Source organism: Streptomyces sp. NBC_00102, assembly GCF_026343115.1.
Taxonomy (GTDB): domain Bacteria; phylum Actinomycetota; class Actinomycetes; order Streptomycetales; family Streptomycetaceae; genus Streptomyces.
Map to the genome: position 1 here is coordinate 275,566 of NZ_JAPEMC010000002.1, position 13,926 is coordinate 289,491.

At 73.4% G+C, this 13,926-nt stretch carries 6 protein-coding genes; 5 read left to right on the top strand and 1 reads right to left on the bottom strand.

The genetic code is table 11. From position 1 onward, the window contains the following. Nucleotides 1–62: 62 nt before the first annotated feature. The 3 genes from OHA55_RS28790 to OHA55_RS28800 all read left to right on the top strand — a co-directional run bounded on the left by OHA55_RS28790 (nt 63) and on the right by OHA55_RS28800 (nt 9,852). Nucleotides 63–9,125, top strand: coding sequence for a polymorphic toxin-type HINT domain-containing protein (locus OHA55_RS28790; protein ID WP_266711798.1), 9,063 nt, complete (start codon nt 63–65; stop codon nt 9,123–9,125). 1 nt (nt 9,126) lies between these two features. Continuing rightward, nucleotides 9,127–9,441, top strand: a complete 315-nt coding sequence (locus OHA55_RS28795; protein WP_266711800.1) for a hypothetical protein — start codon at nt 9,127–9,129, stop codon at nt 9,439–9,441. Nucleotides 9,442–9,639: 198 nt separating this feature from the next. Further along, complete coding sequence (locus OHA55_RS28800; protein ID WP_266711802.1) at nt 9,640–9,852, top strand: hypothetical protein; 213 nt, start codon at nt 9,640–9,642, stop codon at nt 9,850–9,852. Nucleotides 9,853–10,036: 184 nt separating this feature from the next. Here OHA55_RS28800 and OHA55_RS28805 read toward each other — a convergent pair whose 3' ends face one another. Further along, a complete protein-coding gene (locus tag OHA55_RS28805; RefSeq protein ID WP_266711804.1) occupies nt 10,037–11,149 on the bottom strand; it encodes an ALF repeat-containing protein in 1,113 nt (370 codons plus the stop codon). Nucleotides 11,150–11,537: 388 nt separating this feature from the next. On the opposite strand from OHA55_RS28805, the gene OHA55_RS28810 reads away from it, so the two are divergent. After that, complete coding sequence (locus OHA55_RS28810; RefSeq protein ID WP_266711806.1) at nt 11,538–12,797, top strand: aminotransferase class I/II-fold pyridoxal phosphate-dependent enzyme; 1,260 nt, start codon at nt 11,538–11,540, stop codon at nt 12,795–12,797. Between the two features lie 13 nt (nt 12,798–12,810). Then, entirely contained in the window at nt 12,811–13,926 is a 1,116-nt protein-coding gene (locus OHA55_RS28815) for an MBL fold metallo-hydrolase (protein ID WP_266711808.1), read from the top strand.

Sequence of the window (13,926 nt, forward strand, 5' to 3'; positions counted from 1 at the left end):
GCCACTCCGCTCCAGTACCGTGCCTTCGTTTTGGATCTTGTAACTCAATCGAGGGCGGGGACTTGTACTCCATACGTACCGGCCGAAGATCGGCCGGATCGCGTGCGGCCGTTTCGGCCGCGATCGTCTTGGCGATCGCGGCGTCGACCGTAGGCACCACCACGGGAAAGGCCCACGCGGCCGTCCCGTCCCAGGCCCAGGCGGCAACGTCCGCCGAGGCGGATCTGGAGACCCGCGAACAGGCGATGTCCGACGCCGCGGACGCGCGCGCCGAACAGGCCATGTTCGCCCGGATCATGCATAGCGGCGGTCCGGCCATGAAGGCCAACGCCGGGCAATGGCTCGCGGGGCGTGACGAAGGCCCCTGGCCGGGCTGGAACGTCTTCCTCGGGTCCCGTTCCAGGGACATCGTCCTGGACGAGGACGGCGACGAGACCGACGGCTCGGGTCTCGGCGAGGGAATCGGCCCCGTCGCGCAGAGCGCCCAGGCCACCATGGCCAACGGCCAGCTGCACGTCGGCATGCTCACCCGGGACGGCAGCGTCTACGACGACGTGCGCTACCCGGACGGCACTTGGACCGGACCGATCCTGATCGACGGCGGATCCGGCACCACCGCGATCGCGACCACCGCCCTGCCCAACGGAGAGCTGCACTTCGAACTGCTCTCCGCCGACGGCAGGGTGACCGACCGCACCTATCAGCCCGACGCGTACCCCGGCTACTTCATGCTGGGCGGCGGCGTCCGCAAGGTTCTCTTCGACTCCCTCCCCGGCAAGGTCAAGTCCCTCGCCGTGACCGGGACATCGGCCAACGAGCTGACCCTCGCCATGCTCACCGGCGACGGCAAGGTGTGGGGCAACGTCCGCCACAGCGACGGCTCCTGGTCCGGTACGGCCGCGATCGACGCGGGTACCGCACCCTCCGCGGCCCTGGCGCTGGCCACCACCGCGAGCGACCAGGTCCATCTGGAGATGCTCGGCACCGACCACACCGTCCGTGACCGCGTGCGCGGCACGAACGGCACCTGGGCCGCCGCCACGGTCGTCGACTCCACCGGCAAGGCCCGCGCCCTGTCGGCCGTCGCCGTGCCGACCGAGCGTCTGCACGTCGCCACCCTCACCGACACCGGCACGGTCACCGACCGCACCCTCCAGGACAACGGCAGCTGGACCGCCTCCACGGTGACCGCGCCGCACGCCACCGCGCTCTCCCTCGGCGCACAGCCCACCGGTGAACTGCACGTACAGGCGACCGCCGACGACGGAAGGCTGTGGAGCACCACCCGCGCCACCTCCGGCAGCTGGAGCGCGCCGTACGTCGTGGACGGAGCCTTCGGGCACGCCAAGGACCTGCAGCTCACCACCCTGCCCAACGGCGACCTGCACGAGCTGACCCTCGCGGACGACGGGACGGTCCGGGACCAGAAGCGCGGCGCCTCCGCCGACACCTGGACCTCCGCGCTCTCGGGCTCCGTCGTCGTGGACGGCTCGGGCAAGGCCCGCGCCGTCGCCGCCGCCTCCACGTCCAACGGCGACGTGCACGCGGTCGTGATCGACGACAGCAACACCGTGCGCGACTACGTCGGCCACCCGGACGGCAGTTGGGCCGCCCCGGCCGTCGCCGACCAGAGCGGCTCCGCCCGCGCGGTCTCGGCGGTCGGTACGCCCGACGGTGAGCTGCACATCGGCGTGCTCAAGGCCGACGGCACCGTCCAGGACACCGTCCGCCACACGGACGGCAGCTGGACGAGCGCGGCGGTGACCACCCCGCGCGCCGACATGGTCGCCCTCGCGGCCACCCCCGCCGGCGAGCTGCACGTCCTCGTCTCCGGCGACGGCGACAAGGTGTGGGACACCGTGCGCAGCACGGACGGCACCTGGGCGGCGGCGAAGGCCGCCTCGGACGGTTCGTACAAGGCCGACGCGATCGCCGCGAACGGTCTCTCCGACGGCCGGGTCCGCCTGGTCGCCCTCGACTCAGCCGCCGGTACGTACTCCGGCCACCTGCGCGGCACCAACGGCAAGTGGTCCGTCGACGTCGGCCAGCTGGGCTGGCCGCTGGCCTACGCCAAGACCGTGTCGGTGACCCAGCTCGCCAACGGCGACGAGCACATCAACGAGTTCTCCGAGCCGCAGGTCGACGACGCGTTCACCGTGGACGACCGCACCGCGAGCGCCTACGACTCCTCCCGCGAGGCGAGCGACGAGGGCCTCGAAGCGTTCATCGCGCCGTACGCCACGTCCTCGGACCACGCGCTGCCGCAGTACGACACCGACGTCACCGACTTCATGTCCTCCGCGGGGATGTTCCAGCGCGACTGGGCCAACCTGTGGGTGACGCCCCCGGTGGTCAAGGCGAGCCAAGAGGCCCAGGACCGGGTCACCGAGATCGTGCAGGAACTGATCGCCGAGAACGACGGCCAGGACCCGTACGGCATGTACACGATGCTCGGTTCGACGACCAACAACGGTTCCGCCGACGACGTGCGCCGCTTCATCCAGTACCACGGTCTGCCCACCGTCGCCCCGCCGAAGGGCTCGCCGGAGTTCCGGGTCGAGGTCGAGGCGCTGAAGGCCCGCTGGTCCAGCGGGGACACCTCCAACCCGACGGACTGGAACCACGTCCTGGTCGAGGTCGAGGAGACCGCCTCCAGCGAGTGGCTGGCCGAGCAGGCCGCCCAGGCCGAGCCCCGCAACGACATCGTCGACGCGGAGTCCGAGGCGCTGACCTCGCTGGAGACCGGCGCCCGCGCCATGCACGAGGCCCTCGGCTACGGCTGGGCCGCCAACCGGCTCCTCACCTGGCAGGCCAACCCGTCCCTGCGCAAGACCGGTACGGGAGCGAAGACGACGGCCCAGGCGGTCGCCGACCTCGCCACCGTCAAGGAGCTGGTCACCGCTCAGGCACAGGTCGCCCGCAAGGCCGCGAACGACGCCGCCACCGCCGAAGCGAAGGCCGACGCCGCCGTGGAGGCGGCCAAGACCATCGCCCGGCACGACGGCACCCCGCTCGGCCGCGGTCTGTACTACGCCCAGCAGTCCGCCCAGGTGACCAAGGCATCGGCAGCCGCCGCGCTCGCCACCGCGAACGCGCTGGACACCGCCGTCGCCGCCACCGACGCCTCGGCGGCCGACAGCGCCACGCTGCTGGCCAACGCCCAGGCCCAGGCCGCCGCCGCCCGCGCGGAGTTCCTGCGCGAGTCGGCCGAGCAGTCCGCGAAGGACGCGGCCGACCTCGCCGCAGACGCCAAGAAGCGCGCCGACGAGGCTGCCGCCGCTGCCGCCGAGGTCGCCGACGCCAAGGCGACGGCCGTCCAGGCCCAGGCCGACGCGACCGCCGCGAACACCCGCGCGAAGACCGCCGCGGCCAACGCCGAGACGGAGCGGCAGAACGCCGCCACCGCCAAGGCAAAGGCCCAGACGGAGCGCGACACGGCGGGTGAGGCGCTGAAGAAGGCGCTCGACCAGGGCAAGGAAGCCGCCACCAAGCGGACCGCCTCCAACACCGCGGGCTCCGACGCACGCAAGCTGGCCTCCGCGGCCCAGCAGGCCGCGGCGAAGGCAGCGGTCGCCCGCGACAACGCCGCGTCCGCGCAGCGCAAGAAGGACGTCGCCGCGGCCAACGCCCAGGCGCTCGCCGCAGCCGCGGTGGCCGCCGAAGGCACCTCGTCCGCGGCGGAGGCCAAGGCGGCCGCCGATCGTGCGGCCGAGGCCGCCGAGCAGGCGCGGACCGTCGCCGAGACAGCGGCGACCGACGCCCAGTCCACCAGCGAGGCATCGGTCGCGGCCCGCAAGGCGGCGACCGAATCGGCCGCGGCAGCGGCGCGTTCCACCACCTGGGCCGCCGACGCCGACGCCAACGCGCTGATCACCTTCCACGCGGCGATGTCGGCCGAATCGGCCGCCGCGACCGCCATCGACGAGGCGCACACCGCCGCCCAGAAGTCCGTCGACGCCGCCGGTGACGCCACCGACGCGGCGCAGGCGGCACTGGCGGCCAAGTCCAAGGCCGTGGAGGCGGGCCAGCAGGTCGAGGCGGCGCTCAGCGCCTCCGCCGACGCCGCCGGAAGGGCGTACGCGGCCGGCCAGGCCGCCGACGTCACCCGGGCCGCCGCCGCGACGGTGGCCGCCCCGGCCGCCTCCGCGATCGAACTCAGCGCGCCGTACGCGGAGACCGACTCCTCGGCGGGTCTGGCGACCCTCGTCTCGAAGAGTGCCCAGTCCCTCGCCGAGCAGCAGACCGCGGCGGCCGACGCCAACGCGGCCCAGGCGGCAGCCGTCGCCCAGGAGGCGCAGGACGCGGCGGACCGGGCCACCGGCGACGGAAAGCGGGCCGCCCAGGCGGCAGCCGACGCCGCCGCCTCCGCGGCCGAGGCAGCGGCATCGGCCGAGGCGGCGCAGAAGTCGTCGACCGACGCCGAGAACGACGCCAAGGCCACCGGTGACGCTTCGGTGAAGGTCGCCGAACTCGACACCGAGACGCAGGCACTGGCCAAGACGGCATCCGCCTCCGCGCAGGCCGCCACGGCCGACGCGCAGGCAGCCGACTCGGCGGCGAGCGAGGGCGAGAAGGACGCGGCAGCGGCCGCGGCCACAGCGGCCTCGGCCGGTGAGGACGCCGCCAACGCCCAGAAGGTCGCCGACAAGGCGGCCGAGGACGCCACCGCCGCCGAGAAGGCGGCGGCTTCCGCCTCCGAGGACGCGACGAAGGCCGAGGACGCCGCCGCCGCTGCCGAGGAACAGCTGCGCAGCGACGAGGCGGCGCTCGCCGCACAGGTCGCCGCCGCGCAGGCGGCCGCCCAGGCCAAGCACGACCTGGACGCCCGGGCGAAACTCATGGACGACCAGGCGAGCATCCGGATCGGCCGGGAGAACCTCGCCTATCTGCTGCACGTGGGCGGCGTCGCCTCCAAGACACTGGCGGCCACCCGGCTCGCCGGGTCCGGGCAGATCGGTACCACCACGAACCTGTTCGACCAGGACGTGTGGGACGCCTGGGACGCGGACGTGCAAGAGGCGCGCGACCAGTCCGAAGGGATGAGCTCGCGCACGGACGAACGCCAGGAGACCGTCTGGAAGTACTTCACCTCGGACTTCGCCAACACCGAGCCCCAGTACGACACCGCGGTCACCTCGTTCCTCAACCCGGGCACCGTCTACCAGCGGATCGGCTCGGCCGTCGGCTGGGGCCGGCTCGCCCAGGTGCCGCAGGCCAGCCCGGCCGCCCAGGCCAAGGCCGCCGAGATCCTCCAGGAGAAGATCGACGCGGGGGACTGGTACGGCTGGTGGCAGCTGATGCTGGACAACCAGGATCTGCGCGGATCGGCCGACGACGTACGCCGCCTCATCCAGTACAAGGGCTACCCCACCGTCGCCCCCGAGAAGGGGACGGCCGAGTTCGACATCGAGGTCGAGCGGCTCAAGACCCGCTGGGCGAACGGTGACCCGACCAACCCCTGGGACCCGTACCAGGTGATGGTCGAGGTCGAGGAAGTCGCCTCGGCGCAGTGGGAGGCCGAGTACGCCGCCCAGGCGGGCGACCGCAACAAGATCGCCAACGCCGAGATCAAGGCCCTGAAGGCCCTGCAGTCCAGCGCGGTCGCGATGCACGACGCCCTGGGCAACGCGTGGGTGGCCAACAACCTCATGGAGGCCGAGGCCGACCCGAACAGCGCCTGGAACACCTTCATCAAGGACTGGCCGACGACGATGGGCGGGAACTTCTCGTCCGACGGCAAGCCGGTCTCCGTCACGGCGGACCTGGCGGCACTGAAGGACCGGGTCGACGCACTGTCGGCCACGGCCACCCAGAACGCCAAGGACGCGCAGGCGGCCGCCGACGCGGTCGTCGCGGCCGAGGACGAGGCCGCGGCCACGGCCGAGGCCGGCGGGGTCCCCGAGGGACGTGCCCTCGCCTACGCCAACCAGTCGGCGCAGGTCACCAAGTCGGCCGCCGCGGCCACCCAGGCGACCTCGCTCGCCATGAAGACCGCGGTCGCCGCGACCAACGCCACCGTCGCGGACAGCGCCGCCCTGCTGGCCAACGCCAGCGCACAGGCGCACGCCGCCCGTGCCGCCTTCCTCCGGGAGACGGCACAGGACAGCGCGGAGAAGGCCGAGGCGGACGCGGTCGCCGCGCACGGCAAGGCCGTGGCCGCCGCCGACGCGGCAGCCATCGTCGCGGCCGACAAGGCGAAGATCGGTCCGCTGGAGACCAGCTCCAAGGCGGCTGCCGCGACGGCCAAGAGCGCCGCGGCCACCGCCGACTCCGAGGCCCAGAAGGCCGCGACGGCGCGGGCCACCGCGGAGTCCGAGCGCGACAAGGCCGAGGCCGCCGACGCCGACGCCCAGGCGCAGGCCGACATCGCGGCCGAGCACGAGGCCAACGCCGCGTCCGAGGCCGACCGGGCCGCGGGCGACGAGGACACGGCGGCGAAGGCCGAGCAGGACGCCGCCGCCGCCAAGTCCCGGGCCACCGCCGCCAACAAGGCGATGGACCAGGCACGGGCCAAGGCTGCCGCCGCCGACGCGGCCGCGGCCGCGGCCGTCGGCACCAGCGCGGCGGACGACGCGGCCGCTGCGGCCAAGCAGGCACGGCTGGAGGCCAACGCCGCCGCTCTCGCGGCGGACCAGGCCAACAACGACGCCCTCGACGCCGGCGCCGCGGCGGTAGCGGCGCGGGCGGCGGCGACGGTGTCCACCGCCGCCGCGGAGAAGGCCACGTCTGCGGCGAAGGTCGCCGACAAGGCCGCCGCGCAGACCTCGGCCAACGCGGCCGAGGGCCACGCGCTCGCGGCCGAGGCGATCGAGCAGGCAGGCGTCGCCGCGCAGAACTCCGACGCGGCGCAGGCCCTGTCGAAGGATGCCGCCAAGGAGGCGGAGAACGCCAAGGTGGCCGCCGAGGGCGCCCGGAACGAGGCGGACGGCGCGGCTTCCGACAGCGCCACCGCCACCGGCCAGGCGCACGCGGCTGCTCAGCAGGCCGAGATCGCCCGGGACACCGCCAACGCCGTCACGGCCCCGGCCGACCAGGCCATCGAACTCGGCATCGCGTTCGCGGCCACCGACGCGACGGCCGGTCTCTCGGTGGTCGTCTCCGACACGGCGAAGACCCTCGCCGAACAGGAGGTCGAGGTCGCCGAACTCCGCGCCGACGAGGCCGAGGCGTTCGCCGAGGCCGCACAGGACGCGGCCGACCGCGCCGACGCCGACGCCAAGCTCGCCGCCCAGGCGGCGGCGGACGCGGCGGCTTCCGCGGCCAGGGCCGCACGCGAAGCGGCCAACGCACTGAAGTCGGCCACCCAGGCCGCATCCGACGCGAAGGAGGTGAAGGCCGGCTCGGAGCGTCTCGACGCGCTCAACTCCCAGGCGCAGAACAGTGCGTGGGAGGCGAACGCGTCGGCGAGCGACGCCCGGGACGACGCCTCGGCGGCACGGTCCGCGGCGGACGACAGCGAACTCGACGCCGCATCGGCACGGGGTGCCGCCGACCGGGCGCAGACCTCGGCCGACAACGCGTCCGACAGCGCCGACGAGGCCGAAGTCTCCTCCAGGCTGGCCGCCGAGCACGCGGCCAACGCGCAGGCCGACGCCGACGAGTCGGCGAAGATCGCGGCGGCGACCGGTCAGCTCGAAGAGGACCGTACGACCACCTCGGGTCAGCCTGCGGGCGGCGGTGAAGTGGACGGCGAGTATCCCGGCGTCGTCGTGGAGCCGGTCGACCTGAAGCAGACCGCACAGGCGACCGACCAGTGCAGGGCGACCTCGCAGATCCTGCACTGCAGCATGCCGGTGGACGTCCACATCACCGGTACCGCGATGTTCTTCCTGGTCACGTGCGCCGATCCGAACGCCACGGCCTCCCAGTGCATCGCCTCCGGTCACTACGAAAAGGACTACCTGGACAAGGCGAAGATCGATTTCACCGACCACCGGGTCGTCGACGTCAACGTCTGGGAGTTCGACGTCAACCTGGCGAAGTCGATCGGCTACGCGCTGATCAGCGACTTCGTCGGCTGTGCCAAGCACTTCGACCTGGGCAGCAGCGACTGCCAGTGGGCGATCGCCTCGATCGTCGTACCGGCAGCGCTCAAGGCCGTGGTGAAGGGTGCGGCAGCGCTGCGGATGGCCATGGCCATCGGCGACCTGGCCGGCACCGAGGCCGCCATGAACGTCCTGAGCAACCTGGCCCGGACCGGAGCCATCAACGCGATCACCTTCCGCAACTTCAGGAACGCGGCGATGCTGTCGCGAATCCGCTCCATAGCGGTCGGCCTGACGTGCGTGAATCCCGCGCACAGTTTCCCGGCCGGCACCAGGGTCCTGATGGCGGACGGCAGTACACGGCCGATCGAAGAGGTACGCGTCGGGGACGAAGTGCGGAGTGCCACCGCGGGTGGCGCTTCCGAGCCGCGCTCCGTGGAACACACCTTCGTGACCCAGACGGACACGGAGTTCACGGACCTCACCGTCGACACCGCCGACGGACCCCGGGTCGTTACCAGCACGCAAAACCATCCCTACTACGACGTCACCGAGGGGGTGTTCGTCGACGCCGCCGAGCTGAAGGTCGGCGATCTGCTCCAGAGCGTCGGAGGGCGGACGGCGACGGTCGGCGCGGTACGCAACTACACCGGCGCGATGGTCACCTACGACCTGACCGTCAGTGGCCTGCACACCTACCACGTGGTCGCGGGAGCGACGCCGGTCCTGGTCCACAACAACGCTTGCGAAGAGGTGGCCATGGACACCAACGCCCTGATATCCGCTCTCTTCCAGGGCAAGGAGGCGGAGGTCGACGCGGCCATCGCGGGCCGTCGGCCGGTCATCTCCCCGCAGGCGTTCAAGGAGGTGACCGTCGACGGCGGAAACCCGGAGAAGGTCGTTCTGGACTGGCTGGAAGCCCGGGGAGGCCGCATCGGGGCGGAAGCCAACGTCGATGCCGCGCAAGCATTCCAGGAGTACCTGCGGGAGCTGTGGAAGGGTGCCAACAAGCCGGTTCTCAAGGACGACGACGCACTCGTGCTCGCCTCGGCCTTCGAGGAAGGTCTGCCGATCATCACCAACGATCAGCAGTTCTACAAGGCGATCAGCAGGTTCGACTACCCCAACGAGAGGTACTGACATGGGCACCTACAACCTGCTCACGGTGCCCCGGCCGCAGCCGTGCACGAAGTGCGGAAGCACCGCCGATCTGGTGATCCAGTTCCACTTCGGCGGTGTCCGGCTGAGAAACCTCTCGATCGGCGACGCGGTCGACTGGTCGGGGAAGACGAAGGGGTCCCCGCAGAAGGGCCGCTCCGACGTCCTCGGCTACCCGGAACCGTGCCCTGCGTGCGGATTCGACGACGACCGCCTGTGCGTCGTGGAGTTCGACGGCGACGTGATCACCGGCTACCGGCGGGCAGAGGAGGCAGACCTGATGCGGCTCGAACAGTGAGTCGCAGGGCCTGACATCCGTCGGGGAGCACGAAGGGGAGGCCCCCGCCCAGTCAGCACCCGGGCGGGGGCCTCCCTGTCGACGAGCGCGTCCGGTGCGCCCTGCTTCGAGGCGTACCGGACGTACGACGAGGGCGGCGGATGCCCGTTCGGTTGTTGCGGGGCGGGAGGCGTCGCGGACCGTCGGGCATCCCCTACGGTGTACGGCAAGGCCATCGGTGACTCGATCGCATGGTCGGACAGGGCGGAAGGGGAGCCCCGGACTCGCCGGTTCGAGATTCCGGGCTGTCAGGAACGGTGCCCGTCGTGCGGTTCGGACATCGAGGGATTCGTCCTCGTGCAGTTCGACGGCGATCTGATCACCGGCTACCGCGAGGCCACCGAAGAGGACATGGAGTCCTTCGACTGGTGATCTCCGGGGCTCGACGGGCTTGCCCCGGAACGTCGCACGAAAGGCGGCCCCGCCCGGTGTGAACCGGGCGGGGCCGCCTTGTCGTTCGTCCGGCCCGTACGCCCCCGAGGAAGCCCACGGCGGCTGTTGAGCCGTTCCGTTCAGCCGTTCAGCCGTTCAGCCGTTCAGGCGGTCAGCCGTTCCGTCAGCCCGTGGCGCCGGCGCGGCGACGACGCGCGGCGACCAGCAGGACGCCTCCGGCGGCCACCGCCGCGACCCCGCCGGCGAGCGCGAGGCCCGTGCCGGCGTCCGTACCGGTGGAGGCGAGCGGGCCGCTGCCCTGTGCCGTCACGTTCGCGTTGCCCTCCGAACCGCCGGAACCCGATCCGGAAACGGAGCCGGAAGCCGAGGCGGCGGTGCCGCCGTCCGTACCGTTCTCGTCGGAGGCGGGGTGGACCGTGCTGCCGCCGCCCGACGTGGTGCCGGAGTCGGTGCCCGAGGTTCCGCCGGTCTGGGCGCCGCTGCCGGAGGCGCTGCCGCCGTCGGTACCGGTCGTTCCGTCCGTGCCGCCCTCGCCCGCCTGGGCGGCGTCCTTCTCGTCCTGGGCGCGCGCCGTGTACTGGCCCGTCTCCAGGAACGCCACGCGGTCCTCGGGCGTGCCCTTCAGGGCCGCTTTACCGGCCTCCCTGACGTGCGGCCCGCCCAGCTGGACGATCCGGGCGACCTCCACCCTGTTGTCCGTGTCGCGGGCCTCGTGCTGACCGGTCTCCAGGAACGCGGCGCGGTCCTCCGGCGTGCCGTCGAGCGCCGCCCTGGCCGCCGCCTGCACGGAGGGGCCGCCCGTGCCGATCAGCTGGGCGACGAGCACCCGGTTGTCCTCGTCGCGGGCCGTGTACTGGCCGGTCTCCAGGAAGGCGACGCGGTCCTCGGGGGTACCGTCCAGCGCCCTGCTGCCTTCCCGCTTCACCCCGCGACCGCCGACGCTCATGATGCGCGCGATGGCGATGCGGTTGTCCTGGTCCCGGGCGGTGTACTGGCCGGTCGTCAGGAACGCGCGCATGGCGTCCGCGCCCCCGTCGATCGCCGCGCTGCCCGCCTCGGCCACCACGGAATCCTTCCCGGCCGCGCCGATGAGGCGAAGGATCTCGATCCGGTCCTTCTCCGCCTGGTCCTCACCGTCCGAGGAGGACACCGGCGAGGTGTCCGCGGCCGCGGCCGCGGCCGGGTCGGTCCCGGCCGCCGACGCGGGGGACGACAGCAGGAAAGCGGGGGCGACGGCGGCTGCGGCGAGCAGGGTGCCGACTCTGGATATCTTCAAGAAGAGCTCTCACTTCACCCAAGGAATCATCAAGTATGAGAGGTGAGTGTAGTGCGCACGTCTGACAAGAGCCTTCGATTTCCTGCGGGTTGAGCCATCCCTCGCGGTTCCTGACGAGTGGTCGGCCGGGGCCGGCCGCAGGAAGGGTCCCGTCGGCGCGGAAGGTACCCGAACCGTCTCGGGGCACCGCGGGAAGCCGGTACGGGACCGGCCGCGGACCTCCGCCGCACGCGGGGGCCCGGCCGGTCCGGTGGGGTGGCCGGCGTACCTGTCCGGGACGTTCCGCCCGGCGGGCACCCCGGACGGAACCTCCGTATAAAGGGCCTGAGAGCGGCACGGGGGCAGAGGCGGACGCGCCGGACGAGCGACGCGGCGGACGAGGAGGGCCATGCACCGGACCGAGCACGGCCCGCACGACCGGGACGGTCACGGCCCGCACCGTGCGCGGGAGGACCGGGGGCCGGTCCGTTACGGTCCGCCCGTCCCCGACCCGGGGCTCCCCGTCCTGCCCGAGCTCGTCGGGGTGCTGGCCGCCACGGCGGGGGACACCCGGCCGGAACCCCCGGGTGGCGGAACGGTTCTCCGGGAGGCGGCGTGCGCCTACTGGGCCCGGCGGGGGCTCGGCGGCCGGCCCTCGGACGTCGCCGCCGCCCCGGGCACCCAGGCGCTGCTGCTCGGACTCATCGCCGCGCACGGCGGGGACGTCCTCATGCCCAGGCCCTGCCCGGCGGCCTGGATTCCGCAGGCCCGGCTGCTCGGCCGGCCCGCCTACCACGTGCCGACGCCCGCCGAATGCGGCGGCGTGCCCGACCCGTACGCCCTGCTGGAGACCGTCCGCCGGGTACGCGCCGAGGGCGGGCGCCCCCGGCTGCTGGTGCTCTCCGTGGCCGACGACCCCACCGCCACCGTCGCGCCGCCCGAACTCGTCCGCGAGGCGTGCGAGGCGGCCGTCGCCGAGGGCCTCCACATCATCAGCGACGAGACCTGGCGCGACACCCTGCACCGGCCGCACGACACCGTGCTGCTCAGCCCCGCCGAGATGTGCCCCGACGACGTAACGGTCCTCACCGACCTCTCGGGCGCCCTCGCCCCGGCTGCCTGGCCCGTCGCCGTGGCACGTTTCCCCGCCACCCGCCGGGGCGCCGCGCGCCGCGCCCGTACCCTCGACGTCCTCACCGCGCTGGGCGCCCTCGTCGCCACCCCGGTCGCCCGTGCCGCCGCGCACGCCCTGCGTGAGCCGGACGCGGTCACCGCCCGGATCAGGCAGGCCGCAGGGCTCCAGGCACAGATCGCCGCCGCCGCCCACCGCGCCGTACTGGCCGCCGGGGCCCTGGCGCGCCCCCCGCAGGCGGGCCGGCACCTCTACGCCGACCTCGGACCGCTGCGCACCCGGCTGGCCGAGCGCGGGGTGACGGACTCCATGGAGCTGGAGGAGTACCTCACCGGCCGGCTGGGCGCCCCGGCCCCGGGCGGGCACCGGTTCGGGGACGAGCTGGGGGCGCTGCGGGCCCGCCTGGGGACCGGTGGCCTCGTCGGGGCGACGCCCGACCAGCGGGCCGCGTCCCTCGCCTCGGCGGCGCCGCTGGAATTGCCGCACGTCGGATACGCGCTGAGCATGTTCGCAGCGGCTTTCGACGAACTCCGGTGACGGGAGATCCGCGATGACCGAACAGACCGGGCCTTCCCGCACCGACGCGGACCGGCAGCCACGAGCGGACACCGGCGCGCGGACCGGGAGCCCGCCCGCCGGGGAGCGCGTCTGGCCGAAGACCTTCGCCGACCGGCTCACCGCGCCCCTGCCGGGGATCAGGGCCATGACCCGGCTGGTCCGCGAACGCTCCCTGCGCCCGGACGCCGCGGGGCTCCGGGGCGTCCACCTGCTGCCCTTCGACCCGGCGCCGCTGCCCCCGCCCGGCCGGGACGCGGTCACCTGGGCCGGGCACGCCAGCTGGATCGTGCGCATCGGGGGGCTGAACGTCCTCACCGACCCCGTGTGGTCCCGGCGCATCCTCGGCACTCCGGCCAGGGTCACCCCGGTGGGCGTGGCGTGGGAGACCCTCCCGCCGGTCGACGCGGTCGTCGTCAGCCACAACCACTTCGACCACCTGGATGCCCCGACGCTCCGCCGACTCCCGCGCGACACGCCGATGTTCGTGCCCGCGGGACTCGCCCGGTGGTTCAGGCGCCGCAAGTTCACCCGGGTCACCGAACTCGACTGGTGGGAGACGGCCGAACTGCGGGGTGTCCGCTTCGCGTTCGTACCCGCGCACCACTGGTCGCGGCGGACCCTCTTCGACACCTGCCGCTCGCTCTGGGGCGGCTGGGTCCTCACCGACACGACCGCCGACACGACCGCCGGCACGACCGCCGGCACGACCGCCGGCACGACCGACGCCCCGGGGACGCCGGGGCGGAAGGTCTACTTCGCGGGGGACACCGGGTACGGCCACTGGTTCCGGGAGATCGGCCGCCACCACCCGGGCATCGACCTGGCGTTGCTGCCGATCGGCGCGTACGCCCCCCGGTGGTGGCTCGCCGACGTGCACACCGACCCCGAGGAGGCGGTGCGGGCGTACGAGGACCTCGGCGCCAGAGCCATGGCGCCGATGCACTGGGCGACGTTCCTGCTCTCCGCCGAGCCCGTGCTGGAGCCGCTGGTGCGGCTGCGGGTCGCCTGGCAGCGGGCCGGCCACCCGCGCGAGCGCCTCTGGGACCTGCCCATCGGTGGTTCGCGCGTGTTCGGTGAACCGGCCCGCCCCGGCCCGGCGCACGGCTGA